This window comes from Luteibacter sp. 9135 (genome assembly GCF_000745005.1).
Lineage (GTDB): Bacteria > Pseudomonadota > Gammaproteobacteria > Xanthomonadales > Rhodanobacteraceae > Luteibacter.
Map to the genome: position 1 here is coordinate 3,988,965 of NZ_JQNB01000001.1, position 18,263 is coordinate 4,007,227.

12 protein-coding genes and 1 tRNA gene are annotated in these 18,263 nt (G+C 65.0%); 3 read left to right on the forward strand and 10 right to left on the reverse strand.

Going from position 1 to position 18,263, the window contains the following annotated elements:
• Positions 1-23 precede the first annotated feature (23 nt).
• The 3 genes from infB to rimP all read right to left on the reverse strand — a co-directional run bounded on the left by infB (position 24) and on the right by rimP (position 5,177).
• The gene (gene infB, locus FA89_RS16740; protein ID WP_036142409.1) at positions 24-2,939 is read right to left on the reverse strand and encodes a translation initiation factor IF-2; all 2,916 of its coding nucleotides are present in this window, start codon (positions 2,937-2,939) and stop codon (positions 24-26) included.
• A gap of 133 nt (positions 2,940-3,072) precedes the next feature.
• A complete protein-coding gene (gene nusA / locus FA89_RS16745) occupies positions 3,073-4,587 on the reverse strand; it encodes a transcription termination factor NusA (protein WP_036142412.1) in 1,515 nt (504 codons plus the stop codon).
• 44 nt (positions 4,588-4,631) lie between these two features.
• Positions 4,632-5,177, reverse strand: a complete 546-nt coding sequence (gene rimP, locus FA89_RS16750; RefSeq protein ID WP_036142414.1) for a ribosome maturation factor RimP — start codon at positions 5,175-5,177, stop codon at positions 4,632-4,634.
• Between the two features lie 332 nt (positions 5,178-5,509).
• Here rimP and FA89_RS16755 point away from each other — a divergent pair, with 332 nt between their 5' ends.
• Positions 5,510-6,139 carry a GIY-YIG nuclease family protein gene (locus tag FA89_RS16755; RefSeq protein WP_051938900.1) on the forward strand — a complete coding sequence of 210 codons (630 nt, stop codon included), beginning with the start codon at positions 5,510-5,512 and terminating at the stop codon, positions 6,137-6,139.
• A gap of 76 nt (positions 6,140-6,215) precedes the next feature.
• Here FA89_RS16755 and FA89_RS16760 read toward each other — a convergent pair whose 3' ends face one another.
• Positions 6,216-8,483 (reverse strand): protease pro-enzyme activation domain-containing protein, encoded by a 2,268-nt coding sequence (locus FA89_RS16760; RefSeq protein ID WP_051938901.1) that lies wholly within the window; start codon positions 8,481-8,483, stop codon positions 6,216-6,218.
• Positions 8,484-8,865: 382 nt separating this feature from the next.
• Positions 8,866-9,336, reverse strand: a complete 471-nt coding sequence (locus tag FA89_RS16765; RefSeq protein WP_185754439.1) for an antitoxin Xre/MbcA/ParS toxin-binding domain-containing protein — start codon at positions 9,334-9,336, stop codon at positions 8,866-8,868.
• Positions 9,337-9,473: 137 nt separating this feature from the next.
• On the opposite strand from FA89_RS16765, the gene FA89_RS16770 reads away from it, so the two are divergent.
• A complete protein-coding gene (locus tag FA89_RS16770; protein ID WP_051938902.1) occupies positions 9,474-11,324 on the forward strand; it encodes a glycoside hydrolase family 35 protein in 1,851 nt (616 codons plus the stop codon).
• 88 nt (positions 11,325-11,412) lie between these two features.
• On the opposite strand, the gene FA89_RS19435 is transcribed toward FA89_RS16770, so the two are convergent.
• Positions 11,413-12,195 (reverse strand): hypothetical protein, encoded by a 783-nt coding sequence (locus FA89_RS19435; RefSeq protein WP_051938903.1) that lies wholly within the window; start codon positions 12,193-12,195, stop codon positions 11,413-11,415.
• 379 nt (positions 12,196-12,574) lie between these two features.
• Here FA89_RS19435 and FA89_RS16780 point away from each other — a divergent pair, with 379 nt between their 5' ends.
• Positions 12,575-13,789 (forward strand): MFS transporter, encoded by a 1,215-nt coding sequence (locus FA89_RS16780; protein WP_036144691.1) that lies wholly within the window; start codon positions 12,575-12,577, stop codon positions 13,787-13,789.
• Between the two features lie 633 nt (positions 13,790-14,422).
• Here FA89_RS16780 and FA89_RS16785 read toward each other — a convergent pair.
• The 4 genes from FA89_RS16785 to FA89_RS16800 all read right to left on the reverse strand — a co-directional run bounded on the left by FA89_RS16785 (position 14,423) and on the right by FA89_RS16800 (position 18,263).
• The gene (locus tag FA89_RS16785) at positions 14,423-14,665 is read right to left on the reverse strand and encodes a hypothetical protein (RefSeq protein ID WP_185754441.1); all 243 of its coding nucleotides are present in this window, start codon (positions 14,663-14,665) and stop codon (positions 14,423-14,425) included.
• Between the two features lie 95 nt (positions 14,666-14,760).
• A tRNA-Met gene (locus tag FA89_RS16790) sits at positions 14,761-14,837 on the reverse strand.
• Positions 14,838-15,277: 440 nt separating this feature from the next.
• Positions 15,278-16,738: an NADH-quinone oxidoreductase subunit NuoN gene (gene nuoN, locus FA89_RS16795; RefSeq protein ID WP_036142424.1), complete on the reverse strand. Its 1,461-nt coding sequence runs from the start codon at positions 16,736-16,738 to the stop codon at positions 15,278-15,280.
• Between the two features lie 13 nt (positions 16,739-16,751).
• Positions 16,752-18,263, reverse strand: coding sequence for an NADH-quinone oxidoreductase subunit M (locus tag FA89_RS16800; protein WP_036142427.1), 1,512 nt, complete (start codon positions 18,261-18,263; stop codon positions 16,752-16,754).

Below are 18,263 nucleotides of genomic sequence, written 5' to 3' on the forward strand. Positions count from 1 at the left end.
CCGGGGAGGCGCATTGCCCGCTTTTACAGCGTGCGCGGCACTTCGATACGCTCGAAGCACTCGATCTGGTCGCCGACCTTCACGTCGTTGTACTGCTTCACCGCGATACCGCATTCCATGCCGTTGCGGACTTCGTCGACGAGTTCCTTGAAGCGGCGCAGCGATTCCAGTTCACCCTGGAACACCACCACGTTGTCGCGCAGCACGCGGATCGGCTTGGAGCGCTTCACGAGGCCCTCGGTGATCATGCAGCCTGCGACCGCGCCGAACTTCGACGAACGGAACACGTCGCGGACCTGCGCGATACCGATGATCTCTTCGCGGATCTCCACGCCCAGGAGGCCGGAGGCCGCCTGCTTCACCTGGTCGATGACGTCGTAGATGATCGAGAAGTAACGGACATCCAGGCCGTTGGTATCGATCACCTTGCGTGCCGAGGCATCGGCACGGACGTTGAAGCCGATGACCAGCGCCTTGGAGGCCGCCGCCAGCGTGGCTTCGGACTCGGTGATGCCGCCCACGCCGGACGAGATCACGTTCACCTTGACCAGTTCGTTGCCGATCTGGGTGAGCGAATCGCGCAGCGCCTCGACCGAACCCTGCACATCGGCCTTGACCAGGATGTTGAGGGTCTGCTGGCCCTGGCCCTGGCCCATCTGCGCCATGATGTCTTCCAGGCGGTTGGACTTCGAGACCAGGCGGGTTTCGCGACGCTTGAGCAGACGCTCGGCCGCCACTTCGCGGGCCAGGCGCTCGTCCTTCACGGCGACGAAGTCGTCACCCGATTCCGGCACGCCGGACAGACCCAGCACCTGCACGGGGATCGACGGACCGGCTTCGTTGACCTGCTTGCCGGTTTCGTCCACCAGCGCGCGCATGCGGCCGTATTCGACACCGCAGACGACGAAGTCGCCCTTTTTCAGCGTGCCTTGCTGCACCAGCACCGTGGCCACCGGACCGCGACCGCGGTCGAGGCTGGATTCGATCACGACACCCGAGGCGCGGCCATCGGCCACGGCCTTGAGCTCCATGACTTCGGCCTGGATCGAGATGGCGTCGAGCAGCGCATCGACGCCGTCGCCCGTCTTCGCCGAAAGCGGCACGAACGGGGTGTCGCCGCCCCACTCTTCAGGGATGACTTCAAGAAGGCCGAGGCCCTGCTTGACGTTGTCCGGGTTGGCGCCGGACTTGTCCATCTTGTTGACCGCGACGATCAGCGGCACCTTGGCGGCGCGCGCGTGCTTCACGGCTTCCTGAGTCTGCGGCATGACGCCGTCGTCGGCGGCCACCACCAGCACCACGATATCCGTGGACTGCGCACCGCGAGCACGCATCGACGTGAACGCCGCATGGCCCGGGGTGTCGAGGAAGGTGATGACGCCACGGCTGGTCTCGACGTGGTACGCGCCGATGTGCTGCGTGATACCACCGGCTTCGCCCGAGGCGACCTTGGTGCGACGGATGTAATCCAGCAGCGAGGTCTTGCCGTGGTCGACATGGCCCATGATCGTGACGACGGGCGGACGCGTGACCTTGTCACCTTCCAGCTCCGCGTTCTGCGTATGCGTGGCAAGCGCGGCTTCGGCGTCGTTGTCGGTGGCACGGACCGGATTGTGGCCCAGTTCCTCGACGACCAGCGCGGCGGTGTCATGGTCGATCGTCTGGTTGATCGTGGCCATGACGCCCATCTTGAACAGCGCCTTGACCACCTCGGCACCCTTGACGGCCATCTTCTGGGCCAGCTCGGTCACGAGATTGTTGTCGCCGATCACGACGTCACGCACCACCGCGGCGGTGGGACGCGTGAAGCCGTGCGGACCACCCGAGGAGGCGTTGCCGCGCGATGCCGTCATGCGGCCGCGGTCCTTGCCGCCGCCACGCCGGTTGTTGCTGGACGAACGACGGGCGCGATCGGCATCGGACAGGTGCATTTCGCCACCGGCGAAGCGCTTGCCGCCGGCGTCGCGATCGTTACGACCACCACCGCCGCCGGGCGAGCCACCGCCACCGCCGTGCTTGGGACGGGCATTGCCACGGGTGTCGTTGGCGGCCGCCACGGCGCCGGGCGCCGGACGAGGCGCCGGCGCGGCGGCACGCGCCGCGGCCGGTGCCGGGGCAGCAGCCACCGGTGCCGGTGCGGGAGCGGGCGGCGGCGGCGGAACCGGCTTGGACACCACACGCTCGCGCTTACGCGGCTCGTGGATGCGCGGCAGGATCATGCCGAGCTTGCGGTTGTCGAGCTTGGCCGTCTGGTGGGTCGGCAAGCCGTCCTCACCCAACGCCGCGGGTGCGGGCTGCGTGACATCGGACACGGTGGCATCGGGCGCGGCATCCGCCGGTGCCGGAGCGGCCTCGGTCTGTGCGCGGGCGGCTTCCGCACGCGCATGCTGCTCGGCTTCTTCGGCCTGGCGACGCGACTCGGCGGCAGCGGCTTCCTGGCGGTGCGCTTCCGCCTCGGCTTCGCGACGGGCCGCTTCGGCCTGCTCGCGGCGCTCGGTTTCCTCGCGACGCTGCGATTCTTCCTGCTCGCGCTGGGCCTGCGATTCGGCCAGCTTGCGCACGGCGTCCTCGCGCTCCGGCTCGTGCGACGCATCTTCGGCGATGGCGCTGCGCTTGACGTACGTGCGCTTGGCGCGGACTTCGACGTTGACCGTCTTGGCCGGACCGGCGCCACGACCCGAGCCCGAGTTCACCTTCAGCTCGCCGACGGTGCGGCGCTTCAGGGTGATCTGGCGCGGCGACGTGCCTTCCCCTTCGGGAGCGGCATCGTTCTTGCCATGCGTGCGACGCAGGAAGCCCAGCAGTTTCACCTTTTCGGTGCTGCTGATGACCTGTTCCGCATCGGAAAATTTCATGCCGGCTTCGCCGAGCTGCCCGAGCAGCTTGTCGACCGGAAGGCCCAATTGATGGGCGAGTTGTTTGATAGTGACGTCCGACATCGTTCTTTATTCTCCGCCGTTCCCGCGCGTAACCTTACGTGCCGACGATGACCCGTACGGCTGCCTCCATCCATGGCGGGAGACCTCGTGGCCTCCCTCGAGGCGTCCGTCCAGGACGCTTCCGGTCTCGCGCTTAACCACCTTTCTCCAGGCGGGCGATCATCGGGGCGCGCGCAGCCATGATCAGCTGCGATGCGCGCTCCTCCGTCATGCCTTCGATATCGATGAGCTCGTCGACGGCGAGGTCGCCCAGGTCGTCGAGCGTCTTAACACCACGATCCGCCAGCGCGATGGCGATCGTTTCGTCCATACCATCCAGGCCGAGCAGTTCCTCGTCGACCGTGATTTCCTCGACGCCTTCCTCGGCCGCGAGTTCCTGCGTGAGCAGAGCGTCGCGGGCGCGGGCGCGGAGTTCCTCGACGATATCCTCGTCGAAGCCTTCCACTGCCAGCAGTTCACCGCTGGGCACATAGGCGATTTCTTCGATGGACGAGAAGCCTTCCTGCACCAGGATGCTGGCGATTTCCTCGTCCACTTCGAGCTTGTCCTGGAACAGGGCCAGGGCCGCGGCCTGCTCGGCCTCGGTCTTGGCCGTGACCTGGTCCTGCGTCATCACGTTGAGCTGCCAGCCGGTGAGCTTGCTGGCCAGGCGCACGTTCTGGCCACCGCGGCCGATGGCCTGGGACAGCTTGTCCTCGGCCACCGCGATATCCATGGAGTGCTTTTCCTCGTCCATGATGATCGACTGGACTTCGGCCGGCGCCATGGCATTGATGACGTACTGCGCCTGGTTCTCGTGCCACAGGATGATGTCGACGCGCTCGCCGTTGAGCTCGTTGGACACGGCCTGCACACGCGAACCGCGCATGCCGATGCACGCGCCGATGGGATCGGTGCGGCTGTCGTGGGCCACCACGGCGATCTTGGCGCGATCGCCCGGATCGCGGGCGCAGCCCTTGATCTCGACCAGGCCCTGGCCGACTTCCGGCACTTCGAGCTTGAACAGTTCGATCATGAATTCCGGCGCGCTGCGCGACACGAACAGCTGCGGACCGCGGACTTCCGACTTCACTTCGTACAGGTAACCGCGAACGCGATCGCCGACGCGGGCCGATTCGCGCGGAATCGTCTTGTCGCGTGGGATGAACGCCTCGGCGTTGCTGCCCAGGTCGAGGTAGACGTTGCCGCGCTCCACGCGCTTGACGATGCCGGTGACCAGTTCGCCGACGCGATCGACGAAGGCGTCGACCACCTGCTGGCGCTCGGCTTCGCGCACGCGCTGCACGATGACCTGCTTGGCGGCCTGCGCGGCGATGCGGCCGAACTCGGCGTTCTCGATCTGGTGCTCGATCCAGCCACCGACCTCGGCCACTTCGCCTTCGCCGGCTTCGTCCTGGGCGTCCATCAGGCGGATCTGGAAGGACGGATCTTCCATCTCGCCGTCGTCCTCGATGATCTCCCAGCGACGGAAGGTCTCGTAATCGCCCGTGTTGCGGTCGATTTCGACCCGGATGTCCGGATCCTCATCGGGGTAGCGCTTCTTCGCGGCCGAGGCCAGCGCCGCTTCCATGGCGTCGAAAATGACTTCGCGCGGTACGCCTTTTTCATTGGCGACCGCGTCGACTACCAGCAAAAGTTCTTTGCTCATTGCCGCTACTCCCGTAAGGATGCCCCGAGGCACCCCATCAATCGTTATTTAGGTTTCTTGCCGCCCGGCGTGGGCTTCGGCTGCGGCGCATAGCCGAGTGCCACCCAGTCGGGAACCACGCGGGCGCTTTCGACGTCCGCATGCTCGAATTCGAATCGGCCCGCATCGCCCTCGACCACAATGTGCTCGCCGGCGACGTCCATGACCTTGCCTTTCAGGCGCCGGCGCCCCTCGATCGGGGCCCTCAGCAGCACCTTGACCTCCTGGCCGCTCACGCGGGCGAACTGCTCCGCCGTGAACAGGGGACGGTCGATACCGGGGGAAGAGACCTCCAGTACATAGTTGCCAGGAATCGGGTCTTCAACATCCAGGTACGCGGAGAACTCGCGACTGGCGGCTTCGCAGTCCTCGACGGTGACCTCGACGGACTGCTCGGCCGCTTCGCGACGCTCGCGTTCGGCAGCCAGCACCTCGAGATAGACGCGCAGCGTGATCTGCCCATCCGAGGGCCCGAAATCCATGCCCAGCACTTCGAGGCCCAGTTCGGCCACGATGTCTGAAAAGCGTTGTGAAAGTGCGTTTGTATCCACGTTACCTGCGGTATTTTCCGGTCGCCAGAAACAAGAAAAGGGCGCGAACGGCCCCTTCCTTTCGTTCGCCGATGTATCCGACACTTTCCTCCCGCGTACGCCGCGATGCCCTGACGGCGCTCACGAAAATGACGCAGGACGCCTCCGTGCGCCCAACAAAAAAGCCTCACGAGGAGGCTTTCTTGTAAAAAGAAAGTTCCTTGAAGCCACCTGCGGTGAGAGGCCGAAGCCCTTGCCGATGGTGCTTAAGATTCACTGAGTCTATCGTATTTACCGGTGCCCGCGCAAGGTCGGCGACGCCCCGACGACACGGCTCCGGGATACTGGACGGCATGGAGAACGATGTCCCCTACCCCCGCTTCGCCTCCCAGGGCCGGGCGCACGTCTACGTGCTGCCGTGCCGCGACCAGGACCTGCTGAAGGTCGGCTTCTCGCGGGACCCGTTCACGCGCTTCCGTACCCTGCACCGCCGTTTCTTCGACTTCTTCGACCTGGACCGGGCCCTGCTGCTGGATACCGAGAAAGTAAAGGACGCCCGGCGGATCGAGCGGCGGCTGATCGAAACCTTCGCCGCGGAACGGGCCATGGCCCCGCTGGTGGTGCCGATGTCCGCGGCGGGACATACGGAATGGTACCGGGGCGTCTACGCGGTCGTCGTCTCGTTACTGAGTGAGATCGCGCAGACCGAGGGCTTCCCGCTCGACCTCGGCCTGACCGGATGGCTGTCCGACTACCTTTCGGCGCGCGCCGATCTCCTGCACGACTGGTCGCTGCGGCTGGTCGACACGCTGGACTGGGCCGCACACAACGCACCCGGCGAGCCCGGGGCCGACCGGTTGCGCACGGCCCTCATCGACACGCTGGACATGTTCGTGGCTGCTGGGCTGTCGATCGAGCCGCTCGTGCCCGATCGCGTAGCGGACTGGTACGCCCATGGCGATCATCGGCGCCTGTTCCGCTGAGCCCGGGAATCCTGCACCGGACAAAAAAAGGCGCCCCTCCTCGCGGAGGGGCGCCCGGTCGATCCTCAACCGCGGATCAGTTCGTCCACGAAGCCGTCAGCGACACGCCCGAGAACGCGGCATAGGCGTTCAGCATGACGTAGTAGGTGCCGGCCTGCGGCGACGCCACGGAGCAGCTTTCGGTGTTGCCTGTGACATACGGGCGGCAGTCGTAGCTGGAGGTGGTCGGCGCCGAGCCGGCCTTGAGGTACAGGTCCGCATCACCCGTGCCACCCGAGATCGACACCTTAAGGTTCTTCGCGCCCGCCGGAATGGCCACGGTGTAGTTCAGCTTGGCACCCTTCGCCGCGGACAGGCCCGTCGCGGCCACGCCGTTCTGCAGCGTATTGCCGTTGGAGGTGCCGCCCCCCGTACCGCCACCGCCCGTGCCACCACCACCGGTGCTGCCGCTGACCCAGTTGGCCTGGGCATACGTGTTGAGCTTGCCCACGTCGAAGCTACCGAAGCCGGTGGCCTCGTCGAAGCCGGTGCCTGCCACGAAGCCATGGCCCTGGTAGCCGTTGTTGCCGGAGGTGACGTCATGCAGCAGCGAGGTCTGGGTCGGGAACGCCTGGTAGAACTTGGACGCCGGGAAGCCGATGCCGTTGTTCGCTGCCGATTCGATACGCGCAAACGCACCGACGAACAGCGGTGAGGCCAGGCTGGTGCCGCCCACCTGCTCGGTCGAGCCGTTGACGACGATCAGCGCACCGGACGCGGACGCCGCGTCGAAGGACACGTCCGGGCCCACGCGCTTGCTGGAGCTGGACACCGACGACTGCCACGACGGGGCCGTCTCGTAGAGGCTGGTGCCGCCGCCCGTGGCCCACAGGCGCAGGTTGCCGCTGCCGGTATCCGACAACCCCTCGTTCCATACCGTTTCGCCCGACCACGTCGTGCCGCTGGTGGACAGCTGCGTCCCGCCCACCTGGATGACGTACGGGGAACTGGCCGGCTCGCTGACCGAGTAGTGGGTCAGGTCGATCTTCACCGTGCCGGCGGAATTGGCCACGTAGCCCGGCGCACCCGAGCTGGGATCGGTCGACCACTGGTACACGCCCGCATCGCCCGCGGCGATCGAGAAGGTCTGTCCTTGGGCCACGGCCTGCTGGAAGATCGCATCGTCCGCGGACTGCGTACCGGACTGCTGGGCGGCGGTTTCGTCTTCGCCGAGCGACACGTTGATCAGCTTGGCGATGTTGTCGGTCACGGCACGGTTGTAGCTGGCGGTGATACCCGCATCCGTGATGCCGGACGAGCTCGAGTCGCCGTTGGCCGAGGTGTAGAAGATCAGCTGCTTCACGCCACCGGCCATGCCGACGATGTCCTGGCTGTCCAGCGCCCACTCGCCGTTGGAGTCCGCGTCGTTGGCGAAAGTGCCGCTGCCGACCTTGGTGATCGTCGCGTTGGCCTTGGACAGGCCCGCGCCCGTAGTGAAGGTGTTCAAGTCGGTGACGGTCTGGGTGATCGAACCCCAGGTGATGATGCCGACCGCCGTGTTCGTCGCTGCGGGCATGCTGCCGGCACCGTAGATCGCGGCGAAATCCTGGGGCTTGTGCGCGGCGACCGCGGCGGCGGCCTGGGTGCGCATGTTCGGCCCGGGAACGACGACGTTCTCAGGATGGTAGACATGGTGCAGCGTGTGCTTCACGGACACGTTCTGCAGGCCAAGCACGGCGTTGACGCTGTCGCCGAGCGCGGCGGGCACCAGGGCCGGGGCGTCGTTGGCGAAGAACTCGCGACCGTTCGCGGTAAAACGCTTGATCGAGGTGCGGAAGCCATTGGTCGCCGCGCCGGCGTTACCGTCGGCGGATACCAGCAAGCGGTTGGGCGACACCTCGATATTGGAGAATCCGGCCTGCCGCAGATGGGCCACCACGGCATCGACCTGGGCCTGCGTGGGTCCGAAGCGCTCGGTGAACTGCGCCGGCGTGAGGAACTGGCCGAACAGGGCATTGCCCGGCGTGGTCACGCCGGCAAGGAACGTCTGCAGCTGGTCGGGGTTGCGCAACTTGAGCGCGACCTCGACGTGCAGCGGATGGTCCGCGGCCATCGCGGTCACGGCGGCACCTTCGATCCGCGGTGAGCCGGTCATGTTCAGCACGTAGCCGCCGGTCGGCGCGGCCGACGTGCTGCTGGTGGCCACGAGGGCCTGCGTGCCGGCGGACTGCGACATGGCCGCCTGCGTATGCGTGCTGACCCAGGCGTCATCCGCGTGCGCGGAAAGGGAGGACATCGCCAAGGCGATAGCCACCGTCAAAGCTGTCTTGCGCGTTGCCCCAAAACCAAAAGCATCGATCTTCATGGATGATCCTTCGTCTGCCCGTAAGTGGCCCACCGGAAAACGGTGGCCCGACACATCGGCGTCCTGAGTCGAAGCGAACCTGTCGCCCCCTGGCACGTCGGACTCCCTGCCTTGAAGCCTTGAAAACCGCAGGAAATCGCGAAGCCCCCACCCTTCCGCCAGTTCTTCCCCCTGTCTGTTACAGCCATGGAACCGGAAGCTTTCATCAGGCTTTCAAGGGACGCGTTTCTACGATGGCGGCGAGATGTCGCGAGACGAACATCACAAAAATGCGCCTTGGGCAGGCATGGGCGAACGGCAGGGTTTGGCGACGAAGGTGGGCGGGGCGGGCGACGCCCTCGTACGATCTTGCGTTCTTGCCGAAAAAGCGTATTTCGGCATATCAGGCCGGACGACGAGCACCACGAGCCCGCACCAGCAGGCTCGCCACAAGCACCCTGCCGTGGGCGATATCCATGAACTGCAGGGGCGCCCGGTGTTCCAGTTCGGTATGCGGCGAGCGCAGCCACTTCCCCAGCCACGCTGCGGCTGCCATTTGCGCATCGGCCGATATCTCGATGGCCGCGTCGCGCCCGCGCAGCGTGTCGCCGAGGAACAAGGCCAGTGCCATCACCCGATCGGACTCCTGCGGCGTCAGTCGTTCCTCGTCGACCAGCTTCTGGCGGACACCGGCCCGTACCAGGCCCAGATACACCATCAGGTTGTCTTCGCTGAGGCGCAGGTCGCAGGCCAGTTCCAGGATCAAGGACGGTGGCAAGCCGCGACGGATCATCTCGATACGCTCGAGCGGCGTGGCGCATGCCAGTTCGGCATACACCGGCGATACGCGCTTGCGGCGCCTGGGAGATGCCATGACGTGGTCCGGATGGCCAAGGGTCTGCCACCGTGCCATGACGGCCGGGCGCAGCCTTGAGATCGACGACCGGTTGGCCCTTGCGATGACGAGACCGCCGTGTGTAACGTCGAACGACAGCCCTGCCGGAGCACCGCGTGAAGCCCCTTCCCTTGCTGCTTTCCACGTGCCTGGCCGCCGTCGGCCTCTTGCCCGTCGCCGCTTCGGCCACGCCGGCCCATTTCACCGTGCAAGACGGGCAGTTCCTGCTCGACGGCAAGCCCTACGTCATCCGTTCCGGCGAAATGCATTACCCACGCATTCCACACGCCGACTGGCGCGACCGCCTGCGCAAGGCGCGGGCCATGGGCCTCAATACGATCACCACGTACGCGTTCTGGAACGTGAGCGAACCGGAGCCGGGCCACTTCGATTTCACCGGCGACAACGACATCGCCACCTTCGTGCGCACGGCGCAGGAAGAAGGGCTCAACGTCATCGTTCGTCCCGGTCCGTTCGTTTGCGCGGAGTGGGAGTTCGGCGGTTTTCCCGCGTGGCTGCTGCGCACGCCCGGCCTGCGCGTGCGCTCGTACGACCCGCGCTTCCTAGCGGCCAGCGCCGCCTGGTTCAAGCGCCTCGGCAAGGAACTGGCGCCGCTGCAAGCCACCCACGGCGGTCCCATCCTGATGATGCAGGTCGAAAACGAGTACGGCTACGTCGGCAACGACGTCGACTATATGAAAGCGATCCGCCAGCAGATGCTCGATGCGGGTTTCGACGTACCGTTCTTCATGTCCAACGGCCCCGGCCCCACGTGGATGAGCCGCGGCACCCTGCCTGGCATGCTTTCCGTCATCAACTTCACCGGCGATGCAGGCAAGACGCAACGCGCGTTCGCGCGATCGGCCACGTCGATGCAAGGCATGCCGAAGATGGCCGGCGAATACTGGAGCGGCTGGTACGACCGCTGGGGCGAGAAACACAACACACGCAGCAACGACGAGGTGACCGGCGCGGTCGGCTGGATGCTGGACCACGACATCTCGTTCAACCTCTACATGGTGGACGGCGGCACCAACTTCGGCTGGATGAACGGTGCCAACAACGACGACGGCCACTATCTGCCCGTCACCACTAGCTACGACTACGACTCGCCCATCGACGAAGCCGGCCGGCTGACGCCGAAATACGCGGCCCTGCGCGAGGTGATCGCGGCCCACCTGCCCAAGGGCGAGCGACTTCCCGCACCGCCGGCATCGTCGCCGACCACGGCGGTGGCGCGCGTCGAGTTACGCGAGTCGATCGGGTTGCTCGACGCCTTGCCGACCCTGTCTCCGCATCCCCGTACCACCGTCACGCCGCAGGGCATGGAAACCTTCGGCCAGAATTACGGCCTGATCCTCTACCGAAAGGAGCTCGACAGCGCTGCGCAAGGCAAGCTCGACGTGGACGACGTGCGCGATTACGCCACGCTGCTCGTCGACGGGCGCCCCATCGGCACGCTCGACCGTCGCAAGGACGAACACGCCCTGCCCGTCGACCTGCTTGCCGGCGACACGCTCGACGTCGTGGTGGAAAACATGGGCCGGATCAACATCGGCACGGGCATGGAAGAGGAATCCAAGGGCATCACCCAGTCCGTGCAGGCCGGCGGCGAGGACCTTACCAAGTGGACCACCTACCCGCTGCCGCTGGACAACCTCTCGGGCCTTGCCTTCAAGACGGGTGCCACACCCGCGGGCCCCGCGTTCTGGCACGGCACGCTGGACGTGCCGACCGTAGCCGGCACCTTCCTCGACCTGCGCGGATGGCACAAGGGCAACGTGTGGATCAACGGCCACCACCTGGGTCGGTTCTGGGACATCGGGCCTCAGCAGTCGCTGTACGTGCCAGCCGCGTGGCTGCGCAAAGGCAAGAACGACGTGGTCGTGCTCGAGATGCAGGGCAGCGGCTCGCATAGCCTCGCCGGCGTGGCGAATCCGGTTTTTTCGACCAAACCGGCACCGTGAGCGCGTTTCTTGGCGAAGCCGACTCGACCGCTCATCCGTGCGTTCCTGGCGCATAGCGGTCGCGCCTATTCATGTCATGGCTCGTTTATCACACGGCTTCGGTGGGTACCGGGGGCGGCAATCGCCTGCGCCGCCACAGGAACAACACGGCGCCCAGGGGAAACGAGACTCCGATGACCCAGGGGTTGTAGCCGTCTTTGAGGACAGATGCACCGAATAGCTGGAAAGACAGCGGGTCGAGACGGATATGACCGGTGGCCCAATTCATCCGAAGCGTCACCACGCCGAGCAGGGTGAAGAAGGCCCAGGTCCGCTTCCAGCGAAATTTCGGCGTGCGCACACAGATGACGAAAACGGCCAGGCAGAACACCGGAACCGCAATGGCAAGAAACAGCATCGCGAGTTGCGCGGGACCCTTCCCCGTCAACGTGAAGGTGCCGGCCTGCTCCTGCTCAGCCGATATCATCCACGCATGCAGCCCGATCACCGACGTCTTGCCGTCGCGGGTCATCAGCGTCGCCGTGCCGAGCATGCGCCGATCGGCGAATCGGTACTCGTACGTGATGTCGTAGCGAGTCTGCCCATCCTGCGAGAAGAATTTCGACCCGACCAGCTTGCTCTGATCGGGCTCGCCTTTAGGCAGCTGATCTGTCATCCGGGTAAGGGCACCGTCGCTCGCCTGATCGCGCAAGGCCGGGTCCATCTCGGCGCGCAGTGCGTCGTTGCGTCCTGCGTGCCAGTCGTCCAGCGCCTTCTTGGCGATTTCAGACTGCGGGTGAGGCGCGAACTTTGCGACCAGCGCATCCTGATTGCATCCCACCATGCATAGCGCCAGTAGCGCTGCGCTCATCCAACGCATCATCCGAGCCATGTCGTCCCCATCCTGAGTCCCTGATGACGGAGAGTATTCATGGAAGAACGCCGGGCGCAAGCCGCCCTTGGATCCAGGCCGGTTACCGGATTCGTGTAGGCGAACACTGACAGACGAACGCCCGCGTGACCGCTATCTTGTCCAGCAAGCGCCGTGCTACCCGCACAGCGCGCCCCGTGCCACATCACTGTCCGCTCCCCCTGGGCAGTGATCTTCAAGCGGCGCCTCGTGCGCCGCTTTTTTTATGCCTCGGAACGGTGCTAACCTCACCGAGCCGCCATCAGGGGGCCGTAAGCGTTTACGTCAGCCAACGCGCATCCTGGACAGTCCGGATCCCCTTTGGGACGGCTGTTCGCTGCGCGGAGAGTGCGTCGTGGACATGTTTACTCGTAGCTTTACAGGGAACGCCTCGTTCCTTTCGTTTCTCAGGCAGCCGGCGTCCATCGCCCTGCTCCTCTTCCTGCTGGTGGGTTTCGCCGACGGCGCCATGCTGCCGTTCTTCGCGCTGTGGGCACAGAAGGACGCCGGCATTCCGGTCGGCTGGATCGGTGCCTTGTTCGGCTGTTATGCCGGCGGCGAAATCCTCGCAACGCCGTTGATCGGCGGTATCGCCGATCGCAAAGGCCGGCGCCCCGTTCTGTTGTGTTCGACGCTGGGCGTCGGCATCGGCTTTGCCTTGCTGTACCTGTCGCATGGCGTGCTTCAGGCAGCGTGTGTGCTGTTGCTGATCGGCGTCTGCGAAAGCGTGCTGCATCCCACGATCGCGACGGTGATCGCCGATACGATCCCTGGCGAGCGGACGCGGTTGCATTTCGCCCTGGCACGCACCTTGTCGAACCTTGGCCGCGCGGCTGGCCCGGCCGTCGGAGCGATCCTGGTGTTGCATTCGCTCGGTTCCGTATTCCTCGCTTCCGCAGTCGCGCTGCTTGCGTGCGCCGCGCTGGTCGCCTGCCTGATGCCTGAAACACGTCGCCTGAGCAGCACTGCCAACGATGACGACGACGAGGAAGAGGGCCTTTCCTCGTTGCTGCCTGCCCTGCGCGATCGCAGGCTAGCCAGCCTTCTGCTGTGGGTCATCCTGCTGGAGATGTCGGGCAGCTGGATCGAGGCCGTGCTCCCCCTTTACGCGAGTGCCGGGCACACCCTCACGCCCTCGGGCGTCGGTCATCTGTTCACCTACGGCGCCTTGCTGATCGTCGCGCTGCAGGTCCCCCTCACACGCCTCACCCGGAACGTGTCTGAAGCCAAGTTGGTTCTCGGCAGTGGCGCGGTACTGGTCGTGGCATTCGTCGCCTTGCTGGTATCACACGGGCTGCCCGCCACGGTCATGGCGATGACCGGCTTTTCGCTGGGCGAGATGTTGTTCGCGCCGCTGATTCCCTCCGCGGTCAACGCGATGGCGACCGATGCGAACCGGGCGACCTACATGGCGGCCGTTTCGGTGACGAACGACATCAAGGACACGCTAGGGCCGACGACCGGCATAGCGCTGTTCGCGTTGTCGGCATCGCTGCCCTGGCTCGGCGGGATGGCGGTGACGGCGTTCGCGGCCGCCGGGCTGGCGGCCGCCATCACTACGAAACGAGCATCGTGATGCCGTGCCCCGCTCGCTGATCAAAACGAAGAGGCTCCCGCACGGGAGCCTCTCGATGAGGCACCGCGTGCGCCGCTTTTTTTATGCCCACGCCACCCGTCACGTGGGGGCCCACGATGTGGGCGATAAACCCGCCGCACACCAACGCCATCGCCATTCGCCATCGCCATCGCCATTCGCCCACATCGTGGGCTCCTACGCGCGCGCGCCTGTTACGTCACTTTGCGCACTTTAGTGGCCGCGGGCAGCAGCACGGAGCCATCGTTGGCCTGAGGCAGCGGTGTGTTCATCGGCCTGCTGTTGGCACGGGTGTTCTCCGGTGGCGTCAGTGACCTGGCAGGCTCGCGCGGTGTGTATATCTGCGCTGCCTTACTCATGCTGCTGATCGCGGTACCGTTATGGCGGCGACTGCCCCGCTTGCCCGCCGTGTCGAATCCGATGCGCTATTCGCGACTGATCGCCTCCATGCTGACACTGCTACGCCAAGAAAAAGTGCTGCAAGTGCACGGGGTGCTGGCGCTATCGATGTTCGCGGCGCTCGACATCTTCTGGAGCGCGCTGGTGCTGCCGTTGAGCGCACCTCCCTACAACTTCTCGCATACGATCTGCTGTTTTACGCTAGACGCCGGGTTCCTACCCTCGCGGAAACGTACCGATACGGCGTCTTGCATAGATGGCCAGACCGATCGGAAGGTAGCTCCACAGGTACACGCCATCGGGATACCCGGAATACGCCACTGCGAACGTCGGTATCAAAGGCATCACCAGCGCGAACGGCCAGATCAGGTGCAGCAGCCGGTTGAACGAGACCACCACGATCAACACGCCGACGGCGACGGTCGTAAGGTTGGCGGCAACGATGGCATGCAGGGACATGCGGCCATTATGGCGCTGCGGCGGGCGTTGCATAGCCAACGCCACAAAAGAAAACGGCGCGATCCCGGTAGAGATCGCGCCGTTTCATTTAAAACTGGTAGCGGGGGTAGGATTCGAACCTACGACCTTCGGGTTATGAGCCCGACGAGCTGCCAGACTGCTCCACCCCGCATCAGAGTCAGCAAGTATATGGATGTGGCCGGTTTCTTGCAAGCCCCTTTTTTACATTCGTGTGAAAAAGATACGTGCCGGACCATGACACGACGCAAAACGCGACCTCGTGGCGCGCGCAACGCGGGATATTCGGGCCACACCACACAAGGTCGGTAGGAGCGCACGATGTGCGCGAACCCCAAACCCATATGTCGCGAATGAAGCCATGCGCCCCATGGATCCAAGGCGGTTCCGTGCGTCCGTTATGTGTTTTTCCCGGCGTCCGGAAACGCCTGCACGGATGCCATGCACGGCTTCCGTCGCCGTTGCCATGTCGAGGGATCGCGCACATCGTGCGCTCCTACCCCTAATGCTCCACATCACCACACGCCCCGGCGTCGTTCCAAAAAAAAAGCGCCGGAGACCGGCGCTTTTTTCACTGCAAACCGCCCTGCCCTATCAGCCGGCGAAGGCCTTCTGGCACCAGGCCAGCAGCGGTGCCCAGGTGAAGCCCAGGACCAGCAGCGCGAGGGCGTTGATCGACAGCACCCAGCGTGCCGGCGCGTCGGCACGGGCGCGCACGTCGGTGCCTTCCAGCGGGGCGTCGAAGTACATCACCTTCACGACGCGCAGGTAGTAGTAAAGGCCGACGATGGCGAACACGGCGCCGACCAGGGCCAGCCAGAGGAAGCCCGCATCCACGGCCGCCTTAAGCACCAGCAGCTTGCCGAAGAAGCCGAACAGCGGCGGCACGCCGGCCAGCGAGAACATCACCAGCAGCATCAGGAAAGCGAACCACGGCGAGCGCTGGTTGAGGCCGCGCAGGTCGTCGATCTCCTCGCACTCGAAGCCCGACCGCGACAGCACCAGGATCATGCCGAACGCTGCGGCGCTGGTCAGCGCGTAGCTGACGGCATAGAACATGGAGGCCGAGTAGCCTTCCGGGCTGGCATTGACCAGGCCCAAGAGCAGGTAGCCCATGTGCGAGATGGTCGAATAGGCCAGCAGGCGCTTGAGGTTGGTCTGCACGATGGCGACCAGGTTACCGATGGCCAGCGACAGCACGGCCAGCGTGGCCAGCATCATCTGCCACTGCGGTGCCAGGCCGGTCGCGCCGCCCGCGGCATCACCCATGCCAGTGGACAGCAGGCGATAGGCCATGCCGAACGCCGCCAGCTTCTGCGCCGAACCGATGAAGATGGTCACGGCGGTGGGCGAGCCCTGGTAGACGTCCGGAATCCACATGTGGAACGGCGCGGCGCCGAGCTTGAAGCCGATGCCGACGATCATGAAGACCAGGCCGAACAGCAGCAGCGTCTTCCACTCGGTGGTGACGATGGCCGCGTGGATCGTGTGCAGGTCGAGGCTGTGGGTGGCGCCGTAGATCATCGACATGCCGTACAGCAGCATGCCCGAGGCCAGCGCGCCCAGCACGAAGTACTTGATGGCGGCTTCGGAAGACAGCTGCGAGTCGCGATTGAGGGCGACCAGGGCGTACGACGAAAGCGTCAGCAGCTCGAGGCCCAGGTACACGGTGACCAAGCTGCCCGCCGACACGAGGAACATCGTGCCGACGGTAGCGAACAGGGTCAACGTGTAGAACTCACCGAACGGGATGGCCCGCTCGCGCAGGTACGGACGCGCATAAACGAAGATCACGGCCGTGATCAGCAGCGAGAACAGCTTCAGCACTTCGGCCACGCCGTCGCGGATGAACATGCCGCCGAAAGCGGTGACCGTGCCATCCGGCTGACCGCTGACGACGAGGTACGCGCCGATCACGAGGACCAGGATGGAGAGCCAGTGCACCGCGCCCTTCTGCGCCGGCGCGAGCCAGGCGTCCAGGAGCAGGAGCACGCAGGCAGCCAGCACGAGGTAAACCTCGGGGAGCAGGATCAGGATGTCGTTGATACCAGGCATGGATAGTTCCCGCTCAGACTTTGGTGATGGCCAGCTGCTCGACGATCCGAGCAACCGAGGCATCCATCAGGTGGACCAGCGGCTCCGGCCAGATACCGAAGACCAGCACACCGGCGGCGAACGCGCTCAGCATGAAGATCTCGCGACCGTTGACGTCCGTCAGTTCCGCGACGTGCTTGTTCTTGATGTCGCCCCAGAGGACGCGCTTGACCATCCACAGCGTGTAAGCCGCGCCAATGATCAGGGTGAACGCGGCGAACAACGCGATCCACGGGTTGGCACTGAACGAGGCCAGGATGACCATGAACTCGCCGACGAACCCGCTGGTACCCGGCAGGCCGCTGTTGGCCATGGCGAACAGCACGTAGAACGGGGCGAAGATCGGCATCACGTTGATGACGCCGCCGTAATCCTTGATCTGTCGGGTATGCATGCGGTCGTACAGCACGCCGATGCAGCTGAACATCGCGCCGGAAATGAAGCCGTGCGAAATCATCTGGACCATGGCGCCCTGCATGCCCAGGCGTGCCGCCTCGACATTGTCCGAGTCACGCACCAGCAGGAAGGCGATGAAGATACCCAGGGTGACGAAACCCATGTGCGCGATGGACGAGTACGCCACCAGCTTCTTCATGTCCTGCTGCACGAGCGCGATGTAGCCGATGTAGCAGACCGCGATCAGGCTGAGCACGATGACCAGCCAGGCGAAGTGGTGCGAGGCATCCGGCACGATCGGCAGGCTGAAACGGAGGAAGCCGTAGCCACCGATCTTCAGCATCACCGCCGCCAGCACCACCGAGCCGCCCGTGGGCGCCTCGACGTGGGCATCCGGCAGCCACGTATGCACCGGCACCATCGGGACCTTGATGGCGAAGCCCAGCAGGAAGGCGAAGAACAGCCAGCTCTGCTCGGTCAGCGTCAGGTGCACGTTGGCCATGTCCGACAGCGCGAAGCTGCCGCCGGTCTTGTGATACAGGTAAATCAGGCCGACCAGCATGAAGATCGAGCCGAAGAACGTGTAGATGAAGAACTTCAGCGTGGCATAGACGCGACGCGGGCCACCCCAGATACCGATGAGGATGAACATCGGGATCAGCATGGCTTCGAAGAACACGTAGAACAGCAACGCGTCCGTCGCGCAGAACACGCCGATCATCAGGCCTTCGAGGATCAGCATCGCCGCCATGTACTGGTGCGGCTTGTTCTGGATGACTTCCCAGGCGCCCACGATCACCAGGATCTGGGTGAAGGTGGTCAGGACGATGAGCGCAACGGAGATACCGTCGACGGCCAGCGAGTAGTTGATGCCGAGCGAGGGAATCCAGCTCAGCGTTTCGTTGAGCTGCATCGTACCCGTGGCGGCGTCGTAGGCAGGCAGGAGGGCCAGGCTGGCGGCGAACGTGGCAACCGCCACCAGCAGGGAGATCCAGCGGGCGAGGCCTGGGCGACCGGAACCGGCCAACAGCACCGGGATGGCGCCGACGACCGGAAGCCAGATCAGCAGGCTGAGCAAGTGATTCGACAT

What these genes read in the sequence shown, in the direction of transcription:
- infB (WP_036142409.1), bottom strand. Translation starts at nt 2,939, where the DNA reads ATGTCGGACGTCACTATCAAACAACTCGCCCATCAATTGGGCCTTCCG.
- nusA (WP_036142412.1), bottom strand. Translation starts at nt 4,587, where the DNA reads ATGAGCAAAGAACTTTTGCTGGTAGTCGACGCGGTCGCCAATGAAAAA.
- FA89_RS16755 (WP_051938900.1), top strand. Translation starts at nt 5,510, where the DNA reads ATGGAGAACGATGTCCCCTACCCCCGCTTCGCCTCCCAGGGCCGGGCG.
- FA89_RS16760 (WP_051938901.1), bottom strand. Translation starts at nt 8,483, where the DNA reads ATGAAGATCGATGCTTTTGGTTTTGGGGCAACGCGCAAGACAGCTTTG.
- FA89_RS16765 (WP_185754439.1), bottom strand. Translation starts at nt 9,336, where the DNA reads ATGGCATCTCCCAGGCGCCGCAAGCGCGTATCGCCGGTGTATGCCGAA.
- FA89_RS19435 (WP_051938903.1), bottom strand. Translation starts at nt 12,195, where the DNA reads ATGGCTCGGATGATGCGTTGGATGAGCGCAGCGCTACTGGCGCTATGC.
- FA89_RS16780 (WP_036144691.1), top strand. Translation starts at nt 12,575, where the DNA reads ATGTTTACTCGTAGCTTTACAGGGAACGCCTCGTTCCTTTCGTTTCTC.
- FA89_RS16785 (WP_185754441.1), bottom strand. Translation starts at nt 14,665, where the DNA reads ATGTCCCTGCATGCCATCGTTGCCGCCAACCTTACGACCGTCGCCGTC.
- nuoN (WP_036142424.1), bottom strand. Translation starts at nt 16,738, where the DNA reads ATGCCTGGTATCAACGACATCCTGATCCTGCTCCCCGAGGTTTACCTC.
- FA89_RS16800 (WP_036142427.1), bottom strand. Translation starts at nt 18,263, where the DNA reads ATGTCGAATCACTTGCTCAGCCTGCTGATCTGGCTTCCGGTCGTCGGC.